General features: G+C 68.9%; 22 protein-coding genes. 10 read left to right on the forward strand and 12 right to left on the reverse strand.

Translation table 11 applies throughout. The annotated features are described in order from the left end of the window. Nucleotides 1-19: 19 nt before the first annotated feature. The 4 genes from AACZ75_RS03545 to AACZ75_RS03560 form a co-directional block, all read right to left on the reverse strand. Nucleotides 20-826, reverse strand: coding sequence for a transglutaminase family protein (locus AACZ75_RS03545; protein WP_339871277.1), 807 nt, complete (start codon nucleotides 824-826; stop codon nucleotides 20-22). A gap of 189 nt (nucleotides 827-1015) precedes the next feature. Then, nucleotides 1016-1576, reverse strand: a complete 561-nt coding sequence (locus tag AACZ75_RS03550; protein ID WP_339871278.1) for an HNH endonuclease — start codon at nucleotides 1574-1576, stop codon at nucleotides 1016-1018. Between the two features lie 135 nt (nucleotides 1577-1711). Continuing rightward, nucleotides 1712-2368 carry a trimeric intracellular cation channel family protein gene (locus AACZ75_RS03555; protein ID WP_339871279.1) on the reverse strand — a complete coding sequence of 219 codons (657 nt, stop codon included), beginning with the start codon at nucleotides 2366-2368 and terminating at the stop codon, nucleotides 1712-1714. After that, complete coding sequence (locus AACZ75_RS03560; RefSeq protein ID WP_339871280.1) at nucleotides 2365-3018, reverse strand: DNA-3-methyladenine glycosylase 2 family protein; 654 nt, start codon at nucleotides 3016-3018, stop codon at nucleotides 2365-2367. Before AACZ75_RS03560 ends, AACZ75_RS03555 begins: the two co-directional genes overlap by 4 nt. A gap of 45 nt (nucleotides 3019-3063) precedes the next feature. Between AACZ75_RS03560 and AACZ75_RS03565 the strand changes: the two genes are divergently transcribed. Together AACZ75_RS03565 and gluQRS are read left to right on the forward strand one after the other, a co-directional pair. After that, nucleotides 3064-4209 (forward strand): cupin domain-containing protein, encoded by a 1146-nt coding sequence (locus AACZ75_RS03565; RefSeq protein WP_339871282.1) that lies wholly within the window; start codon nucleotides 3064-3066, stop codon nucleotides 4207-4209. Between the two features lie 4 nt (nucleotides 4210-4213). Next, a complete protein-coding gene (gluQRS, locus tag AACZ75_RS03570) occupies nucleotides 4214-5059 on the forward strand; it encodes a tRNA glutamyl-Q(34) synthetase GluQRS (RefSeq protein WP_339871284.1) in 846 nt (281 codons plus the stop codon). Here the strand turns inward: gluQRS and ppk2 are convergent, their stop codons facing one another. Then, on the reverse strand, nucleotides 5060-5809 hold the full coding sequence (gene ppk2 / locus AACZ75_RS03575) for a polyphosphate kinase 2 (RefSeq protein WP_339871285.1): 750 nt from the start codon (nucleotides 5807-5809) through the stop codon (nucleotides 5060-5062). Between the two features lie 152 nt (nucleotides 5810-5961). Here ppk2 and AACZ75_RS03580 point away from each other — a divergent pair, with 152 nt between their 5' ends. The 6 genes from AACZ75_RS03580 (at nucleotide 5962) to AACZ75_RS03605 (ending at nucleotide 12529) form a co-directional block, all read left to right on the forward strand. Continuing rightward, entirely contained in the window at nucleotides 5962-8223 is a 2262-nt protein-coding gene (locus AACZ75_RS03580; protein ID WP_339871286.1) for a TonB-dependent receptor, read from the forward strand. Between the two features lie 71 nt (nucleotides 8224-8294). Next, nucleotides 8295-9407 (forward strand): serine hydrolase domain-containing protein, encoded by a 1113-nt coding sequence (locus AACZ75_RS03585; protein WP_339871287.1) that lies wholly within the window; start codon nucleotides 8295-8297, stop codon nucleotides 9405-9407. 43 nt (nucleotides 9408-9450) lie between these two features. Next, nucleotides 9451-10212: an extensin family protein gene (locus tag AACZ75_RS03590; RefSeq protein ID WP_339871288.1), complete on the forward strand. Its 762-nt coding sequence runs from the start codon at nucleotides 9451-9453 to the stop codon at nucleotides 10210-10212. A 232-nt stretch (nucleotides 10213-10444) separates the two neighbouring features. Continuing rightward, nucleotides 10445-10648, forward strand: coding sequence for a cold-shock protein (locus AACZ75_RS03595; RefSeq protein ID WP_300445832.1), 204 nt, complete (start codon nucleotides 10445-10447; stop codon nucleotides 10646-10648). Nucleotides 10649-10763: 115 nt separating this feature from the next. Then, on the forward strand, nucleotides 10764-11696 hold the full coding sequence (gene ubiA, locus AACZ75_RS03600) for a 4-hydroxybenzoate octaprenyltransferase (RefSeq protein WP_339871290.1): 933 nt from the start codon (nucleotides 10764-10766) through the stop codon (nucleotides 11694-11696). Nucleotides 11697-11707: 11 nt separating this feature from the next. Beyond that, on the forward strand, nucleotides 11708-12529 hold the full coding sequence (locus AACZ75_RS03605; RefSeq protein ID WP_339871291.1) for a DUF3298 domain-containing protein: 822 nt from the start codon (nucleotides 11708-11710) through the stop codon (nucleotides 12527-12529). A gap of 6 nt (nucleotides 12530-12535) precedes the next feature. On the opposite strand, the gene AACZ75_RS03610 is transcribed toward AACZ75_RS03605, so the two are convergent. The 3 genes from AACZ75_RS03610 to AACZ75_RS03620 are packed head-to-tail and all read right to left on the reverse strand — an operon-like array spanning nucleotide 12536 to nucleotide 14101. Next, nucleotides 12536-13462 carry an alpha/beta hydrolase gene (locus AACZ75_RS03610; RefSeq protein WP_339871292.1) on the reverse strand — a complete coding sequence of 309 codons (927 nt, stop codon included), beginning with the start codon at nucleotides 13460-13462 and terminating at the stop codon, nucleotides 12536-12538. 37 nt (nucleotides 13463-13499) lie between these two features. Then, on the reverse strand, nucleotides 13500-13697 hold the full coding sequence (locus tag AACZ75_RS03615) for a helix-turn-helix transcriptional regulator (protein WP_339871293.1): 198 nt from the start codon (nucleotides 13695-13697) through the stop codon (nucleotides 13500-13502). After that, nucleotides 13697-14101: a hypothetical protein gene (locus AACZ75_RS03620; protein WP_339871295.1), complete on the reverse strand. Its 405-nt coding sequence runs from the start codon at nucleotides 14099-14101 to the stop codon at nucleotides 13697-13699. Before AACZ75_RS03620 ends, AACZ75_RS03615 begins: the two co-directional genes overlap by 1 nt. 133 nt (nucleotides 14102-14234) lie before the next feature. Between AACZ75_RS03620 and AACZ75_RS03625 the strand changes: the two genes are divergently transcribed. Beyond that, nucleotides 14235-15194, forward strand: coding sequence for a fatty acid desaturase family protein (locus AACZ75_RS03625; protein WP_339871296.1), 960 nt, complete (start codon nucleotides 14235-14237; stop codon nucleotides 15192-15194). Here the strand turns inward: AACZ75_RS03625 and AACZ75_RS03630 are convergent. The 3 genes from AACZ75_RS03630 to AACZ75_RS03640 all read right to left on the reverse strand — a co-directional run bounded on the left by AACZ75_RS03630 (nucleotide 15191) and on the right by AACZ75_RS03640 (nucleotide 18208). Then, the gene (locus AACZ75_RS03630) at nucleotides 15191-16492 is read right to left on the reverse strand and encodes a surface-adhesin E family protein (protein ID WP_339871297.1); all 1302 of its coding nucleotides are present in this window, start codon (nucleotides 16490-16492) and stop codon (nucleotides 15191-15193) included. The two genes, AACZ75_RS03625 and AACZ75_RS03630, sit on opposite strands and share 4 nt — an antisense overlap. A gap of 9 nt (nucleotides 16493-16501) precedes the next feature. Next, complete coding sequence (locus tag AACZ75_RS03635; RefSeq protein ID WP_339871298.1) at nucleotides 16502-16996, reverse strand: hypothetical protein; 495 nt, start codon at nucleotides 16994-16996, stop codon at nucleotides 16502-16504. Between the two features lie 132 nt (nucleotides 16997-17128). After that, nucleotides 17129-18208, reverse strand: a complete 1080-nt coding sequence (locus AACZ75_RS03640; RefSeq protein ID WP_339871299.1) for a LuxR C-terminal-related transcriptional regulator — start codon at nucleotides 18206-18208, stop codon at nucleotides 17129-17131. Between the two features lie 129 nt (nucleotides 18209-18337). Here AACZ75_RS03640 and AACZ75_RS03645 point away from each other — a divergent pair, with 129 nt between their 5' ends. Further along, on the forward strand, nucleotides 18338-18991 hold the full coding sequence (locus AACZ75_RS03645) for a methyltransferase (RefSeq protein ID WP_339871300.1): 654 nt from the start codon (nucleotides 18338-18340) through the stop codon (nucleotides 18989-18991). Here AACZ75_RS03645 and AACZ75_RS03650 read toward each other — a convergent pair. Then, a complete protein-coding gene (locus AACZ75_RS03650) occupies nucleotides 18988-19167 on the reverse strand; it encodes a hypothetical protein (protein WP_339871301.1) in 180 nt (59 codons plus the stop codon). The two genes, AACZ75_RS03645 and AACZ75_RS03650, sit on opposite strands and share 4 nt — an antisense overlap. Between the last annotated feature and the right edge of the window lie 141 nt (nucleotides 19168-19308).

The following is a 19308-nucleotide window of genomic DNA, read 5'->3' on the forward strand; positions in this document are numbered from 1 at the left end:
CGCAACCCGGACCGGGTGATCACACCGCCTCCACCGTAATCGCCTGACGGATCATTTCGCAGGTGCCCTGGGTGCTCAGAAAGGCAATGTCAGCCGCGTCCCGACCACTGGCGATACGGACCAGGCCGGGAATCGGAGCCAGGCCGGTCGGATCGATCAGCCACCAGCCGTCCGACAGCCAGACCTCGAACACGGCGTGGAAGTCCGGGGGCGTCAGCTGATCGGCGTAGGCGCTGACGGCCCGCGCCGGAATGCCCGCGGCCCGGCACAGGGTGATGCCCAGATGGGTGAAGTCGCGACAGACCCCGGCGCGGTCGATAAAGGTCCGGGCGGCCGTGGTTTCACTGTCGGACACGCCGAAGCGATAATCGACGTTTTCGGCGATCCAGGCGACGATGGCCAGCACCCGGGCCCCGCCGGACAGGGTGCCGAACTCGCGCTCGACAAACCGGCCGAACTGGTCGGACGGGCAATAGCGGCTGGGCCACAGATAGGTCAGCACATCGGCCGGCAGATCGGTCCAGTCCTGCTGAATCGCGCCGGGCGGCAACCCGGCCAGCTGCCCGTTGTCGACCAGGGCCTCGTAGAGCACCGTCACCTCCCCCGACAGGCGGGCCCGCAGGGGTCGTGCACCGAAGTCGGCCGCATCGTCCTCCCTGAACGGCACCGCCGGGGTAAGGACCAGTGTCTCCTCCAGGATTCGCTGTCCCGGCCAGTGGGCGGCGTGAATCTGGAAGATCGCGTCCGTCGGCGGATCAAAGCGATAGACGAGCTCGGAACGGACGCGGAGTTTCATGACGGCCTTGCGATTCAGGGAAGGCGACATCAACGCCGCTGCGGCCGTATCGCTCCACGCGCCGGCCTGCAACCCGTGCACCGATGACCGAACCGGGTGGTGCGGCCTGGACCATTCCCGTTTCAGGTCGAATCGCCCTGAATCCAGAAAAGGATCCAGATTCAAACCGGAGCGAAATCAGAGCCGGGCTGGACTGCTGTCGGCTCATCCGATTTCGCTCTACGGCTCCAGCTCGATGTCCCAATACAGGTAGTCCAGCCAGCTCTGATGCAGGAAATGCGGCGGGAATTTCCGTCCCCGCTCCTGCAGCTCCCACGAGTTGGGTCGGTGCGGTTCGCGGTGGATCGGCATACTCGCCTGCTGCGGCGTGCGTCCCCCCTTGCGCAGATTGCAGGGCGAACAGGCCGCGACGATATTCTCCCAGGTCGTGCGGCCGCCCCGACTGCGCGGAATCACATGATCGAAGGTCAGGTCGCGCACGTCGCCGCAGTACTGGCAGGTGAAGCCGTCGCGCAGGAAGACATTGAAGCGGGTGAAGGCGGGCTGCCGGTTCTGGTCCACATAGGTTTTCAGCGCGATCACGCTGGGCAGCAGTATTTCCATCGACGGGCTGCGCACCACCTTTTCATAGGTGGAGACCACATCGACCCGCTCCTGGTAAACGGCCTTCACCACCTCCTCCCACGGCCAGATCGACAGCGGATAATAGGACAGCGGACGGAAGTCGGCGTTCAGCACCAGCGCGGGCCATCCGGACGGGGAGCGGGACTGGACCTGCATCAGGCCCTGCCAGCGGGCTGGAGGGAAAAAGAGGCGACAGGACTGAAGACACGTCTCCTTCCCTTGTCAGGCAGATAGCAGCCTAGCCGCGATTCGACGGCTCCGCCATGCCGTCTGCGTACCGGTGCGGCGACCTTACCCCCGCGACGGCGCGCCTGGGAAGCCGGGCAGGCTCCAGCCCCAGGCCAGGGCCCCGGCCCGCAGGCCGAAGCCCAGCGGCATCGCCACCAGCGCCGCGGCGACATTCGACAGACCCAGCGCCTTCATCGCCACGAACGAGCCGGCGGCCAGGATGGCGGCGGTGACGGTGATTTCGCGGCGCAGCAGGATCGACGGCTGGCCGGCCAGCAGATCGCGGACGATGCCGCCGAAACAGGCCGTCAGCGTGCCCATGACGATACAGACCAGCGGCGTCACCCCCATGGCCCCGGCCTTGGCCGCCCCCATTACGCCATAGGCGGCCAGGCCGATCGCATCGAGCCACAACAGGGCCCGGAAACGCCATTCGCGCCGTCCCAGGAACCAGACTGCCAGCGCTCCGGCGAAACACACGGCCATATATTTCCAGTCCTGCACCCAGAATACCGGCGCGCCGATCAGCAGATCGCGCAGCGTGCCGCCGCCGACACCGGTGATGGCGGCGAAAAACCCCATCGTCACAAGGTCATGCTTCTCACGCGCAGAGGCCAGCGCCCCGGTGGCGGCGAACACCAACACCCCGACATAGTCCAGCAGGAACAGGGTGGGCAGAATCGGCTGGCTGATCACATCCAGGCTGGGCGTCGGTATCACGGCGGGGGCTCCTCCAGCACGATCTCGCCGCGCCTGACCCCGCCATACCATCCCCACAGCAGATGTGCCGCAATACCACGGTGCGGACCCCAGATTTCAGCCCGGGCATAGGCCTGTTTCTCACTGGGCCGCGCGGCGGCCCGGTCGACCCAGCGCATCGCCTCCTGCAGGGCCACGTCCCCGCCCGGAAACAGGTCGCTGCGACCGTCGCAGAACATCAGCCAGGTCTCGGCCGTCCAGCGACCGACGCCCTTGATCGCGGTCAGGGCCGCCACGGCGGCCGCGTCGTCCAGCCTGGCCATATCATCATAATCGATACGGCCCTCGACCTGGGCCCGTGCGATCTCATGGCCGTAGCGGGCCTTGGGCCGTGAAAGGCCGAAGCCGCGCAGGGCCTCGACGTCCAGCGCCAATACGCGCTCGGCCGTGATCTCGCCCACGCCGTCGCGGACCCGTTCCCAGATGGCTGCGGCCGAGGCCACCGACACCTGCTGTTCGACGATCATCCGCAACAGCCCCTCGAAGCCCCCGGTCCGCGCGCGCCATTCGAACACCGGCGTCTGCGCCTGGGCCCGGGCCAGACGCGGGTCGGTCATCGCCAGGGCCGCGCGCGCGGCGGCGATTTCACGGGGGCCCGGACAGGTGTTCATGGTTCCTCGGTCGACAGCGACAGCGGACGGTTTTAGCGTCGCGCCATGCTCACCCTGGCCGAACTTCTGCATCCGATCACGCCCGATCGCTTCATGGCCGACTATCACGACCGCAAACCGCTACATATTCCCGCCGGCGAGCGTCCGGCCAAGGCCGACATCTTCGACTGGGACCGGCTCAACGGCCTGCTGGGCCAGAGCGCGATCTGGACCGCCGCCAATCTCAAGCTGGTGCGTGACGGTACGCCGATCCCGCCGGATCAATACTGCATCCGGACCCGCACCCCGACCGGCGAGGTGCTGCGTCCCGCCCCGGCCCGGGTTGATGTCTTCCTCTCGACCGGGGCCAGCCTGATCGCCGACGACATCCAGACGCTCACGCCTGAACTGGCCACCCTCGCCGACATGCTGGCCCGGACCTTCGGCGCATCGGTCGGAGCCAATGCCTATGCCTCGTTCGGCGGGGTCCAGGCCTTCGGCACCCATTTCGACCTGCACGACGTCTTCGCCGTCCACATCAGCGGGGAAAAAACCTGGCAACTCTATGAATCCCGGGCCGACACCCCCGTCACCATGCCCGGCGACGGCGGTGATCCGCGTCCGTATTACCAGCATACCCGCGGCCCGCTGATGCGGTCCGTGCGGATGCGGCCGGGCGACGTCCTGTATCTGCCGCGCGGCTGGTATCACGACGCCCTGGCCGACGGCCCGGTCGACGGCGGCAATGCCTCTCTGCATGTGACCTTCTCCGTCGCCGCCCTCTACGGCCGGATTCTGTTCGGCCTGCTCGAGTCGGTGGCGATGCAGGACCCCGCCTTCCGCGCCTATTTCCCTCCCGCGCATGCGGACGGCGGTGCGGCCCTGCAGCGCCATCTGGCCGATCTCGGGCAGCGGCTGTCCGCACTGGCCGCCTCCCCCGGCTTGCGCGACACCGTCGCGGGCAAACAGGCGGAACTGGCCCCGCGCCTGCCCGCCTACGGCCTGCCGGTGCGCAAGCCCCTGACGCTATTGCGGCCGGCCGGGCCGCCGCCGCCCGCATCGGGCCCGCTGGCCGAGGCCCTGCACTGGGCCTTCAGCCAGCCGACCTTCGCCCTGGAAGACCTGTGCGCCGAATTCGAGACCGTGGACGAGACCGCCCTGCGCGCGGCTGTGGCCGCGGCCGAGGCCGGCGGCACGCTGAAGCGGGTCTGAGCGTTTGGCCTTCACCACCCGTTTCGCTCCCTCCCCGACCGGGCGACTGCACCGGGGACACGCCTTTTCGGCCCTGACGGCCTGGCAGGCGGCGCGCGATGCCGGCGGGCGGTTCCTGCTGCGCATCGAGGACACCGACTTTACCCGCTGCCGTCCGGAGTTCGAGGCAGGGGTGCGCGAGGACCTGGCCTGGCTCGGTCTCGACTGGGAGATCCCGGTGCGCCGCCAGTCCGACCACCGCGCCGACTATGACGCCGCCCTCGAGCGCCTGCGCCAGATGGGCGTCCTGTACCGCTGTTTCCGCACCCGCAAGGAGCGGCTGGCCCTGGCCGGGGTCGCCCCCCACGCTGACGATCCCGCCGACGCCCGGGCCTTCGACGGCGGCCCGCACGCGCCACAGGACGAGGCGGCCCGACTGGAGGCGGGCGAGGCCTTCGCCTGGCGGCTGTCGCTGGACCGGGCCCGCGACCGTCTGGGCGGATTCGACGGTCTGGACTGGCTTGAGGAAACCGCCGGTCCCGGTCGCCACACGGCCCGGCCCGAGACGCTCGGCGACATGGTGCTGGGACGCAAGGACATCGGGGCCGGATATGTCATCGCCACCGTCATCGATGACGCCGCCCAGGGCGTGAGCCATGTCATTCGCGGCGAGGACCTGATCGCGGTCACCTCGGTGCAGCGGGTGCTGCAGGCCCTGCTGGACCTGCCGACGCCGGTCTATCGCCACCACCGCTTGCTGCTCGGGCCCGACGGCAAGCGCTTCGCCAAGCGCGACGGGTCGGTGACCCTGGCCGAAATCCGGGCTGCCGGGGTCCGTCCCGCCGCCCTGCGGGCCGAACTCGGCTTCTGATCAGGGAGCCAGACGTCCCGCCGCCCCGTCAGCGGGGAAGACCACGTCGGGGTCCGGCCGTTCCGCCTTCGCACCGGGCCCGCCCAGGGTCCGCAGTATGTGGCGAATGATGTTCAGTCGCGCGGTCTTCTTGTCGTCGGTCGCCACCACGGTCCAGCCGGCCCCATGGGTATGGGTGTCGGCCAGCATCCGGTCGCGCGCCAGCGAATAGGCGTCCCAGCGGGTCTGGGCCTCCTTGTCCAACGGCGACACCTTGAACCGTTTCAGCGGATCCGCGACCCGCTCTTCCAGCCGCTTGGCCTGTTCGCCCTTGCTGATGTCCAGCCACAGCTTGATCAGCACGATGCCGTCGTCGGTCAGCATCCGCTCGAAATGCGGCGCGTCCTTGAGGAAATGCTCGTACTGCGCCGGCGTGCAGAACCCCATCACCGGCTCGACCCCGGCCCGGTTGTACCAGGAGCGGTTGAAGATCACCGTTTCCCCTGCCGCCGGCAGGTGCGGCACATAGCGCTGGAAATACCACTGGCTGGTCTCCCGATCGGTCGGTTTGGGCAGGGCCACGACCCGGGTCTGGCGCGGGGCGGCGAATTCGGTGACCCGCTTGATCGCGCCGTCCTTGCCGGCCGTATCCCGACCCTCGAACACAATCAGCGGCCGCCCCCCTTCGGCGATGACCCAGGCCTGGGTCTCGACCAGCAGTTCCTGCAGCCCTTCCAGAGTCTTGCCGTAGCCGTCGCGCTTCTTGCCCATGCCCGATCCTGATCCGTCCGCGGGCCGGGATCAAGGCGATCCCGGGCCACCGCAGCAGATGCACTTGCAAATCGATCTCATTCCTATACACCGCCCCCATCCTGATAACGGTTCGCACTCGCGAACAAACACCCCCGCACGAGACTCCCCGCATGATCCGCCTGCTCGCCTCCGTCGCTGTCGCCGCCCTGATCCCTGTCGCTGCCGCCGCCGAGGCCCCGATGACCGCGGCGTCGGATGGTGGCGACCCGACGGTTCTGGCCCCGGTCATCGTCACCGGGTCGCGGGCCCAGGCACGGGACGTCGGTGGGGCCGCCACCTTCCTCGACGCCGAACAGCTGCAGACTTTTTCCTATGCCGACGTCAACCGCATCCTGCGCCAGGCTCCCGGTGTGGTGCTCCAGGAAGAGGACGGCTTCGGCCTGCGGCCCAATATCGGCATTCGTGGCTCGGGCACCGATCGCTCGGCCCGGGTGGCCCTGCTCGAGGATGGCGTCCCGATCGCCCCGGCTCCCTATGCGGCCCCCTCGGCCTATTATTTCCCGCGGCTGGTGCGCATCAGCGGCGTCGAGATCACCAAGGGACCGGGGGCCATCAAATATGGCCCGATGACCACCGGGGGCGCGATCAACCTGTTCTCGACCGCCATTCCCGGTGACGCCACCGGCGGCCTGTCCGGCACGGCCGAGCTGCTGGCGGGCGACTTCGAAGGCCGGCGCGCCCACGGCACGATCGGCGGCTGGGTTCCGACCGAAGGGGCCTGGCAGGTCGGCGGTCTGCTCGAACATCTGCATGAGGAGTCCGGCGGCTTCAAACGCCTCGATTCCGGCGGATCGACCGGGTTCGATATCGACGACACCGTGCTCAAACTGGCCGCCCGCTCCACCCCCGGCCACGGCCCGGCCCAGCGCCTGGAACTGAAATACCAGACCTATGACGAACATTCGGACGAGACCTATCTGGGCCTGACCCTGCAGGACTTCACCGCCGACCCCTTCCGTCGCTACGCCGGCAGCCAGCAGGATGTGATGGACGTCACCCATGAAACCCTGCAGCTGACCCACAGCCTCGACCTGACCCCCGGCCTCAACCTGACCACGGTCGCCTATCGCCACGATACCGCCCGCGCCTGGTACAAGCTGAACGATGTTCGCAACGGCACCGATACCGCCTGGGTCGGCATCAGCACCGTCCTCGCCAATCCGGTGGCCAATGCCGCCTCGATGACCATCGTCCGCGGCGCGCCCGGCTTCACCAGCGCCGCTCGTGGCCTGCGCGTCCGCAACAACAATCGCGTGTATCTGGCCGAGGGTATCCAGTCGGTCCTGACCGCCCGCTTCGACGCCGGTGGCCTCGGCCACCAGCTGGAACTGTCGGCCCGCTATCACGAGGACAGCGAGGACCGGTTCCAGCGCGACGACGTCTACCGCATGGCCGACGGGGTCATGAGTCTGACCACCCGCGGCATCGACGGGGCCCAGGCCAACCGGGTCAGTTCGGCCGAGGCCTGGGCCGTCTTCGCCCGCGACACCATCACCGCCGGCCGCCTGACGGTCACGCCCGGGCTGCGCTACGAGACCATCGACCTTACGCGCGTCGACTATCCCACCGCGCCGCCGTCGCGCACCGCCCCGACCAGCGTGGTCGAGACCTCGGTCGATGTCTGGCTGCCGGGGATCGGGGCGACCTGGGACGTGACCCGCGAGCTCAAACTGGTGGCCGGCGCGCACCGTGGCTTCGCCAACGCCGCCCCCGGCTCGACCGCCGATCCCGAGACCTCGTGGAACTATGAGGCCGGTCTGCGCTTCGATCGCGGCTTCCTGTCGTTCGAGGCGATCGGTTTCCTCAACGCCTACGACAATCTGCTGGGGACCTGCACCGCCTCGACCGGTGGAGCCTGCACCATCGGGGATCAGTTCTCGGGCGGCGAGGTCGAGGTCAAGGGGCTGGAAGTCACCGCCGGCTGGGACGCCGGAGACGCCCTGGGCTGGCGCCTCAGCGCCCCGCTGTCGCTGGTCTATACCCTCAGCGACGGTCGCTTCGGCAGCAGCTTCAACTCCGGCTACGAGCCGTGGGGCAATGTCCGGACCGGCGACGAACTCCCCTATCTGCCGCGTCACCAGCTGGCCCTCAATGCCGGGCTGGATGCCGGAACCTGGCGCGTCAACGCCACCGTCAACCACGTCAGCGCGGTCCGAGCCGTGGCCGGGTCCGGCCCGGTCCCGGCCGGCCAACGGGTCGAGGCCCGCACCCTGCTGGACCTCGCCGCCGAGATCGAGCTGACTCCGTCCGCCGCCCTGTTCGCCACGGTCCAGAACGCCACCGACGAAGTCTATAACGTCGGCTTCGCGCCGGCCGGGGCCCGTCCGGGCGCACCGCGACTGATGATGGCCGGGCTGCGCTTCGCCTTCTAGCCGGCGGCAGCGTTGCCCTTCGACAGGCTTTCGGGTCACCCTCCGGGATTGGACATGGACGGGACCCAGTGATGATCACCACACGCCGCACCCTGATGGGGGGTCTCGTTGCCCTGCCCGGCCTCGCCGCCCTGCCCGCCTTCGCCCGGGCGAACGTCGGGAGCGCGGACGCCGCCCTCGACGCGGTCTTCGAGACGACGGCCCCGCCGGCCCTGGCGGCCGGGATCATCACGCGTGACGGCCTGGGCTGGTCCGGCGTGCGTGGCGTGCGCCGGCGCGGTGGCACCGAGCCGGCGAGCCTCAATGATCGCTGGCATCTGGGGTCCAACACCAAGGCCATGACCGCGGCCGTGTTCGCCCGGCTGGTGGAACAGGGGCGGATGCGCCGGGATCTGACCGTCGCCGGGGCCTTTCCGGACCTGAGCGTGGATCCGGCCTGGGCCGACGTGCCCCTGACCGCCCTGATGCACCACCGTGCCGGGCTGATGGACGCCGATGTGATCGGCCTGAACTGGCTGATGACCGCCCGCGACGATTCCCGGTCGCTGATGGACCAGCGCGCCGCCATCGCGGCCCGGGCCTTTTCCCGCCCGCCGTCCGGACCGGTCGGGACCTTCGCCTATGGCAACGCCAACTATATCCTCGTGGGCGCCGCGATCGAGGCCGCGACCGGCGGATCGTGGGAGGAGGCGATGCGCGCCGAGCTGTTCGCGCCCCTGGCGCTCGACAGCGCGGGCTTCGGTCCGCCGCCGGACCCCGCGCCCTGGGGCCACAACACCTCGCCGGTCGACCCCGCCAGCCCCTTCGCCGACAATCCCAGGGCCCTGGGCCCGGCCGGCACCGTGCACATGAGCCTGGCGGACTATGCGCGTTTCGCCGGACTCTTCCTGACGAACGGCGGCGACTGGCTGACACCGCCGTCCATGAACTGGCTGGCCGCCCCGGCGGACGGCCCGCCGCCCGGCTATGCCGCCGGCTGGCTGGTCCGCACCGTGCCGTGGGCCGGGGTCGACGGCCCCGGGCGGATTCTGGCGCACGAGGGGTCCAACACCCTGTGGCACGCCCTGATCCTGCTCGCGCCGGAAAAGGGGACCGGCGTCATCATCCTGAGCAATGACGGTCAGACCGGGCGTGTCGCCGTCCAGGCCCTCGCCGAACGCCTGGTTCCGATCATCGCCGCCTGAACCGCCTTTCCGCCGTCACAGGCGAAGGCTAGTCTTGGCGAACATGGATCGTGATTTCGCCGACTTCTGGAACCTGCTGTGGGAGTTGGCGCTGGGCGTCTGCGCCGGCTTCGCCCTGCTCAACGCCTTCGCGCCGGATCAGGACCTGCCGTGGAAGCCGCTGGATCTGAGCCATCCGATCGGTCAGGCCACCGCCGCCAAGGTCGCCGATTTCGATATCCCGCGCACGGCCGCCCCGGAAGAGACCAAGGCCGTCACCGATGCCTGTATCCAGGTCCTGCGCGAGGCCGGGGTCGAGGTTGAACGGGCTCCGGACCGCAACGACGGCGACTTCTGCGTCGTCCGGGGTGCCGTGCGCATCACCGGCGGCGCGGTCACGCCCCTGGCCCCTGGTGGTCTGGTCATGCAGTGCCCGATGGCCATGCGCTACGTCATCTGGGACCGTCAGGTCCTGCAGCCGGCCGCCCGTGACATCCTCGGTTCCCCGGTCGCCAGCGTGCAGAACTACGGCAGCTATTCGTGCCGCCGCATCTACGGCCGCACCGGGACCGATGACCGGCCCAGCGAACATGCCCGGGCCAATGCTCTCGACGTCGCTGCGGTGACGCTCGAGGACGGACGGGTCATCTCCATCGCCGGGGACTGGACGGGCGAGGGACGGATCGGCCCGGACGCGCGCCGCTTTCTCAAACGCATTCGCGGCGGGGCCTGCCGCGTCTTCTCGACGGTCCTCAGCCCCGATTACAACCGCCAGCATCACGACCATCTGCACCTCGACGGAGCCCCCCGGAGCCTGTGCGCCTGACCTGTCCGGGCCCGGCCTCACGCCGGCCCAACCGGTCCGGTTCGCCGGGCGCGCGAATCGTTACGGGTTGACCGTGATCGGCAGACGCGAGAAAACACCCTCGCAGTCCGGATTTTGCGTGGGGTCCAAACCCATGTCTTGCTCCTTCGCCTGAACGAGCCGTCCAGATGGATTGTCGGGTTCCTCCGCGTGAGAACCCGCCTGGAGAAGCGCGTTTATGGAGAGCGCAGATATGGCGACCGGCACGGTCAAGTGGTTCAACCCCACCAAAGGCTTCGGCTTCATCCAGCCCGACAGCGGCGGCGCGGACGTTTTCGTCCACATCACCGCCGTTCAGAAGGCTGGTCTGCAGGGCCTCGATGAGAACGCCAAGGTCGAGTACGAGCTGGAATCCCAGCGCGGCAAGACCTCCGCGATCGACCTCAAGGTTCTTTGAGCCGAGCGTCCCTTCGGACGTTGAGATCAGACGGGCGCGGGGCTTTCGGGCTTTGCGCCCGTTTTCAATTGGCGGCCCCTTCACCCGTCGGGGCCGGACGCGCTAGTGCTGTGCCATGAGTTCAGCCCCCCTCCCCGACGCCGGTGCCAACTGGGTCGACCGTCGTGCGCCCGAGGCGTTCAAGCCGTGGCTGAAACTGGGCCGGTTTGATCGCCCGATCGGCATCTGGCTGTTGCTGATCCCCGGCTGGGCGGGTCTCGCCCTGGCCCTCAGCCAGGACCGCCGGACCCCCGACCTGTATGACGCCTGGCTGGTCCTGGCCTTCGCCCTGGGGGCCTGTCTGATGCGGGCGGCGGGCTGCGCCTTTAACGACATCGTCGACCGCGACATAGACGCAGAGGTCGCCCGCACCGCCCTGCGACCGATCCCGTCCGGCCGGATTTCGGTGAAACAGGCCTGGGCCTTCGTGGTGGGCTGTTCGCTGGTCAGCCTGCTGATCCTGCTGACCCTGAACCTGACGGCGATTCTGCTCGGCGTCGGCTCGCTGGTCCTCGTCGCCGCCTACCCCTTCATGAAACGGATAACCTGGTGGCCCCAGGCCTGGCTGGGTTTGACCTTCAACTGGGGGGTGCTGATGGGGTTCGCGGCGGTGACCGGCACCATCACGTCGTCCGCCCTGCTGCTCTACCTCGGAGCCATGTTCTGGACCCTCGGTTACGATACCATCTACGCGCTGCAGGACATCGAGGACGACGCCATGGTCGGGGTCAAATCCTCGGCCCGGCGACTCGGCCCGAAGGTGCGCGACGGCGTCGCCTTCTTCTACATCCTCACCGTCATCCTGACCGTCGCTGCGGGCGCATCTGCCGGGCTGGGCCCGGTCTTCTACGTCGCCCTGCTGCCGTGGGCGGCACATCTGTTCCGTCAGGTCCGCGAGGTGCGTCCCGACAACCCGGGTCTGGCCCTGCGCCTGTTTCGCTCCAACCGCGAGGCGGGGTTGATCCTGCTTCTCGCCATCATCCTGGGTACTGTAGGGTGGCCGATATGAAGGACCGTTCCATGACCGCACGCCGCGCCCTGCTGCTGATCGCCGCTGCCGCCACCGCCCTCGCCGGGTGCAACCGCAACGAGGCCGAGCCGGCCCCCGCGCCCCTGCCCGCTGCCGAGGCCCCGGCCGAGATCACCCCGGCCGACGCCGCCGCCCCGATGGGCTTTGCCCTGACCACTGAATACGCCGAGGTCAAATTGATCCTGCCCGAGGCGATCAAGCCACAGACCGACCTGCACGCCCGCCTCTATGCCGAGGAAGTCCGCCGGCTGCGCCAGTTCGTCGAGGGGGCCCAGGCCGACCGCAGCGAGGCCGGCAATGATCCCGCCATCGGCCGCTATGAAAAGACCATCACCCTGACTGCCGCCGCCGAGACCGGCAAGCTGGTCAGCCTCAGGCGCGAGGCCTTCGACTTTTCCGGTGGAGCCCATCCCAATACCCAGACCACCGGCGTGCTGTGGGACAAGGCCCTGAAACAGATGGTCACCCCGGCCAGCCTGTTCCGGCGTGGAGCCGATCTGACGGCCCTCGACCAGGCCCTGTGTGCGGCGATCAACACGGCCAAGAAGGCCCGCCCCAACACTGCGCCCGTAGCGCTCGGGGCCCGCGACTGGGCCTGTCCGCGCGCCGCGGCCACACCGTTCGTCCTCGCGCCGGGCACGGTCGACGGCAAGGCGGGCGGCCTGACCTTCCTGATCGGCCCGTATCAGGTCGGCCCCTATGCCGAGGGGGGCTATCAGATCACCCTGCCGCTGAGCCAGTTCCGCACCCTGCTGGCCGGGGCCTATGCCGATGAGTTCGCCGGCCAACCCGTGGCCGCACCGGCGACCTGATTCCCCTCAATCTGCCAGGAAGCGATCGACGATCGCGGCGAACCGCCCGGGCTGGTCAGCCATAATGAAATGGCGGCTGTCATCGACCCGAATCAGGGTCACGCCCGGCAGGTCAGCATACTGGCCGGCCCACATCGTGTCGGCCATGGCCGCCGGGGTGCCGCCGTCGGCGTCGGCAGCATAGACAGCCCAGACGGGCGTGGTCATCGTCGCCAGCCCCGGACGGACATCGGTGGTCATCACGTCGCGAATGGCCGCGGCCATGGCCTGACGGTCCGAGGCCATCGACCAGTCCACCATCGCCGTCCGCGTCGCCGGATCCCGCACCAGGCCGGTCGCCGTCTGCGCCTGGCCGGCGCGGAAGCTCGCCTCGTCAGCGTTCAATATCGACGCCGCCGCCTGATCGGCGAACGGCCGGGCGCTGGCGCTGGTAACCTGCGGCCCGAACATGGCGCTGAAGAACGGCAGGCTGTCGACACTCATCACCCGCCCGACCCGGTCCGGATGCTGCTGGGCCAGCATCAGGGCCGACAGCCCGCCCATCGAATGGCCGATCACCGCCGGACGCTCCAGCCCGGCGGCCGCGACATAGGCCGCCAGCGCCTCGACCGCCGGCGCGACGAAGGCCCCGTCACCGTGGCTCCACGGCTCGCCGGCGAACCCGGCCAGTTGCACCAGATGGACCCGGTGCGTCGGGGCCAGCCGCTCGGCCTCGGCCCGCCACACCTCGCGCGACGAGCCGAAGCCCGGGACCAGGAGCACATCCGGGCCTGACCCGATGACCTCGACCGACAGCCGGTCCGATGCAAAGGGAGTCGGGGCCGGCTGTGCCATGGCCTGGCTGATCCCGACCACGAAGGCCGGAGAACAGACGGCCAATCCGAACAGGGCAGCGCGCAGCCGGGGCCGCGCCTTGAAGAAGGCGTTGAACATTTCGGTCTCCAGTATGTCAGGTTAATCTGACTTTCAGTCAGAGATGGGGATTGTCGAAGATTGCTTCCACCGGCCGGTCGAACAGCGCGGCGACGCGATAGGCCAGGTCGAGGGAGGGGTCGTGCTTCTCGGTTTCGAGGGCGTTGACGGCCTGACGCGAAACCCCCAGCTGCTGGCCCAGCTGCTCCTGGGTCCAGCCGCGTTCGGTGCGCAGCAGTTTCAGCTGGTTGCGCATCAGTTCGAGCTCCGGATGAACGGCGCGATCAGGCCCTGCACGCCCCAGAACAGCGGATAGATGATCCAGCCCTCGGCGTGGGGCGCGCCGGCGAAGGACTCGCCGAAGCCCCAGCCGGTGAACAGGGCCATCGCCACACCGGCGGCGATGATGAACTGTTTGGCCGTCACCGCGCGTACGAACTCGTCGGAGTCGCGCATCATTATCAGGGTCGCCCAGATCTGGCCGACGATCGGAGCGGTTACCGCCGCCGCCAGGATCCACGCCGAGGGCTTGCCCTGGATATCATCGAAGGCTCCAAAGATGGTGGCCACCATCACGGCGACATAGCCGCCCATGAAGGCCAGGGTCCGCCATACATATTTGCGGTGCGCGGCGGTGGTCGATGTTCCGAGAGCGAGCATGACATGTTCTCCTGACGTAATGTCAGGGGTACCTTACAGTGCCGATTTGTCATGTCAACCTGACTTTATGTCAGATGTGCCTGACAGAGCCCGTTGCCTTTGAAGACCCGCGAAACCGGCCTATAATGGCTCCATGCCCGCCGCGCCCCGCGTCTCCCCGTCCCAGCTGTTCACCCCCGCCGAATGGGCACCGTTCCAGACCCGGTCGGCGTGGCGCGGGCCGCTGCTGGTGGCCCACTGCTGGGGGATCATCGCCCTGGCCGTGCTCGCGGGCGTGCTCTGGCCGATCCTGATCCCGCTCTGCGTCATGGTCATCGGCACCCGCCAGCTGGGTCTGGCCATATTGATGCACGAAGCCGCGCACGGGGCGCTGGCAAAGGATCTGAAGCTCAACGACTGGCTCGGTCACTGGCTGTGTGCCGTGCCGATCGGGGCCGATCTGGGCGACTACCGCCCCTATCACCTCAGCCATCACAAATACGCCCAGAACCCCGAAGATCCCGACCTGGTCCTGTCGGCCCCCTTCCCGGTCACCCGCGCCTCACTGCGCCGCAAGATCATCCGCGACCTGACCGGCCAGACCTTCTTCAAACAGCGGGTGCTGTTCGCCTTCCGCGCCTATGCGTCCAAGCGCGACGAGGACACCGCGGAGGGGGCGGTGGTCACCGGCAAGTCCGTGGCCCCCTTCCTGATCGTCAATGCCGTCATGCTGCTGGGCCTGACCCTGGCCGGCGTGTGGTGGGCCTACTTCGCCCTGTGGCTGCTGCCGCTGGCGACCTGGTTTCCGCTGGTGACCCGGCTGCGCAACATCGCCGAACATGCCTGTGTCGAGGGCTCGGCCACCGATGCCTTCCGCGCCGCCCGCACCACCCGGGCCTCGTGGTGGGAGCGCGCCTTCATTGCCCCCTACTGGGTCAATTTCCACGCCGAACACCACCTGTTCATGCACGTTCCCTGCTGGCGGCTGGCCGCCCTGCATCGCGCCGTCCGGGCCAAGCCACAGGGTGCGGCGATGGAGGTGGCGGGAGGCTACCTTGCGGTGATGCGACAGGCCACGACGCCGCAGTCCGCGCCGCTGGTGACCCCCGACTAGCGTCGCGGCGGCAGGCGGCCTTCGCGATAGGCCGTCGAGATCGAGAGCGGGGTCCCCGAAATCTCGAGCGACGCGGGGCGCTCGCCCTCACAGGCGATACGCTGAATGCGGGCACTGGGTGCGCTCGGCTCGACAGTGTTCCAGGTCCCGGCACCGTCCGTTGCGAGCATGAGTCCCCCCCGGGCGTCATAGACCGCAGCCCGCGTCGTTCGCAGACGATCGCCGGAACAGTCGATTTCGTAGTGGCTCAACAGCCAGCCGGCACCGTCGCTCTGGGCCATGGTCTCGCGACTGGTGCCCGTGACAACCGTCAGGGTGGCCAGATTGCCCGAGCGTCGGACCGAGCCGGCGGACGCCAGCAGGATCGTGTCGGCGTCCTGTTTCAGCCAGTAGAAGGGTGCGGTTGCGGGCGTCACGCCGGTTCCCGATTCGCGCGATTCAGCAGACCGCTGCGCCGGATTGGCGGGCGCAGCGGAGGCACGCCCGCCCTGGCCCGGGGCCGGGGACACGCGCAGTTGATAGGCACCGGTCGCGCCGGCACCGATGCTGTTCGCCTGAATGTACAGAACGCCGCCGTCACCATCGCGCAGGACCCGGGCGTTCAGACCCCCGCCGCCGTCGTCATCACCCGTCACCGCGGTCATTTGCTCGCAACTGCCGGTGCCGACGGACAGATAGCTGTCGAAATCACTCGAGGTCTGGTCGATCTGCAGTCTCTGGCCCACGCGGGTCTGGACGGCGAAGCAGTCATAGAAGCTGTTGTCGGACAGCTGCCGGTCGGAACCCGACAGCGTGCCATCTACGGTCTGGCCGACGTTCAGCCGGGTCACCGACAGGTTGCCCCGGGCCGCCGGTGCTGCCCCGACCGTCGCAGTTCCGCCGACAGCGGCAGCACGCAGGGCATAGGCACCGGTCGCGCCCGCCCCGACGCTGTTGGCAAGAATGATCAGCGGTCGGCCGGCGCTTACCCGCGTGATCCGGGCGTTCAGACCGCCACCACTGTCGTCGTCCTGCTCGATCGCGCTCATCCGGGCGCACGACCCTTCACCGACGGCCAGATAGCTGTCGAAGGCCTGCGACGTCATGTTGATCTCGAGCTGCTGGCCGGCCGGGGCCTCCAGCACATAGCAGTCAACGAAAGAGCCATCCTGATGCCGGCCGTCCGAACTGGTCAGCGCCCCCCGAACCGTCTGGCCGATCGTGAGGCGGCTTTGCGCCGCCACCGGGGTTGCCGCCAGCAGGGCGGCCGTCAGGACGAGAACAGGACGAAACCTGTCGGATTTCCGGTCGAAACTCATGAAGCTGACTCAGTCGCCCGAAACGGTCGCAGGGGCCGCGGCGGCCACCGCGGGCGGGGCGGCAGCTACGCCGCACTGGCGACCCTGGTAAATGCCGCTGAGCAGGCTGCGGCGCTGGTCGGCGATACGGATCCGTTCGGCCTCGGCCCGGGCCCGGGCCTCGGCGTTCCGGCGGGCAGCGCCCCCCGCCATATTGGCGAAGGCCCCCAGACCGGGCACGGCCCCCAGCGCACCGGAATAGAGGGCCGCATTGACGGCCACCCCGGCCGCGCCCTCGGCCATCGCGCCCTGATTCTGGGCGTTCTGGGCATTCTCGGCCGAGATGCCGGAAATCTGTTCCATTCGACCGATCTCGACCAGCAACTGGTCGCAGTCCATCGCGCCATCGGTGGGGTAGGAGACCTGCAGCTGCGGTTCGGCGCGCCTCTGGGCCAGGGCCGGGGCCGGAAGCGCCATGGCCAACGCCAGTCCGGTCGCGGCGGCGGTTCGCATGAAGGTTTGCATCACTCTGTCTCCCTGGACTCGCGGCCGGGCCGCGTCATGACCGCATCCTGGCCCGGCCGGGATCGCGCGGTCGTCATCCAAACAGATGAAGCGAACAGGGTTTCTGAGAGCCACCGCCCCGCTGTTGCGGAGTCAGGCCGGGGCCACCGCCACACTGGCCAGCAGGACGGCGACTTCGGCCTGACGGGTGCAGCCGGTCTTTTCCAGCACCCGGCGCAGTTGCGAGCGCACCGTGGTGATCGCCACCTCCCCCTCGGCGGCGATCGTTTCCAGCGACTTGCCGGTGGCCAGGCCCCGCGCCACCCGCGCCTCGGATACCGTCAGGTCGAACAGTGAGCGCAACAGCTCCAGCGACGGGGCCCGATCGACTGCCACCGGGGTGACCAGAAGCAGGGCATAGCCCCGGCCGAAGATGTCGTGGGCCGAGCGTCGCACCGGCATCAGATGCAGGACCATCGTCGCCCGGCCGACCGCGTCGCGCAGGGGCACGGTGCAAGGCGTCGCTCCCGTCGTCGCCGTGATCGTCGACAGGGCTTCCGTCAGGCGCGCCTGCGCCGCGCGATCGGCCAGCACCAGGCGCTCGTTCGCGCCCGCTCCGACCTGCTCCGGCAGGGCCTGAATCAGGGCATTGGCCTCGACCACCCGCCCGGCTTCGTCCAGCAGCAGGGCCGGCAGCCCCAGATCCGTCAGGGACTCGGCCGCCCCCCGGGCCCGCTGCAGTCCCAGCCGCGAACTGACCAGGGCGCTGCGCGCCAGATGCGGGCGCAAGGAGTTCAGCCGTTCAACGTGCTCCGCCTCGATCGGGCCGCGTTCGAAGGATCGCTCGATGCTGAACACGATATTGTCGCCGCTCGGCACCCGCAGACCGGTCCCCGCCGACCAGCCCAGCCCGTGCGGCCGGAAGAAGTCGCGATAGATGGGATCCGCCTCCAGCTGGTCCTCGCTCCAGAAATCCTGTTCGACGAAGAAGGACGGCTCCGTCTGGCTCATCAGGCAGACCCGACGGCTGCACCGCTTGAACCAGCCCTCATTGACGTATTCGTCGAACACGTCGCGCACCGGGCCCGAGGCCGTCCAGCACAGGGCCTTCTGGGCCGAAAACAGCAAACCGCCGCGCGCCTCGGTCAGGGTGGCCAGGTCGTCCAGCACGCTCGGCCACAGCTCCGGCACGACGGAACACTCATAGATGCGGTCGATCAGATCGGTCGGCATACGGGCCCCTGAATCACGCGGAAGTGGCGAGTCTCGATCGTCACTGTGGCACAGGCCCGCAGCAACCGGGAGTGGCTGTGATACTGTGCGCTTGACCCACCGCCGCTTGCCGCCCACCAGCCGGGGTCTATGACCCGCATCCCCGATCCCGCCGCCTTCATCGCCGCCAACACGCGCGTCCAGCCGGTGCCGCACGCGCCGGAGATTTCGCTGTGGCTGGCCGACGAGGTGACGCCGATCTGGCGGCTGACCGAGGAGGAACTGGGGGCCATGGGCCTGCCGCCACCGTTCTGGGCCTTCGCCTGGGCCGGGGGGCAGGCCCTGGCGCGCTGGGTGCTGGACCATCCGCACGAGGTCACCGGACGACGGGTGCTGGACTTTGCGGCCGGGTCCGGTCTGGTCGGCATCGCCGCCGCCCGCGCCGGGGCCGCCCATGTGTTGTGCGCCGACATCGACCCGTTCTGCGGCGCGGCGGTGGCGGCCAATACCACCCTGAACGGGGTCAGGGTCGACTTCACCGCGATGGATCTGCTGACCGCCCCGCCACCCGAGGTCGACATCATCCTCGCCGGCGATGTCTGCTACGAACAGCCGATGGCCGCCGACGTCCTGGCCTGGCTGGCCGGGGCGCGGGCGCGCGGCACCCGGGTGCTGATCGGCGATCCGCAGCGCACCTATTTCCCGCGCGAAGGTCTGGACCTGCTGGCCGAATACAGCGTCCCGACCACGCGCGAACTCGAGGACTACGAGATCAAACGCACCCGCGTCTGGGCCCTGCCCTAGCTTTCGGGACCTTCGTCAGCGTCTTCGTCCGGGTCGGGCGACACGGATATCGGCTTGTGCGCCGCCGCCGCCGCGTCGCCGTCCAGATCGGCCTTGGCCGGACGGTCCGACGGCCGCGTCTGTTCCATTTCCTCGTCACGGCCGAAGCCGGGGGTCTTGGGGTTCACGTCGGTCATATCGATTGCCTCGTTGCAGGGTGATGACAGGAACAATGGGCGGACCGGCCCGAGGGTTGCAGGCCTCTGCGCAGGGAGGGGACACCGGGACCGGCGACAAATGGTCCCGCTTGGCCCGGACCGTTTCCGACCCCATTTCCC

Origin of the sequence: uncultured Brevundimonas sp., assembly GCF_963975535.1 — a bacterium.
Classification (GTDB): Bacteria; Pseudomonadota; Alphaproteobacteria; order Caulobacterales; family Caulobacteraceae; genus Brevundimonas.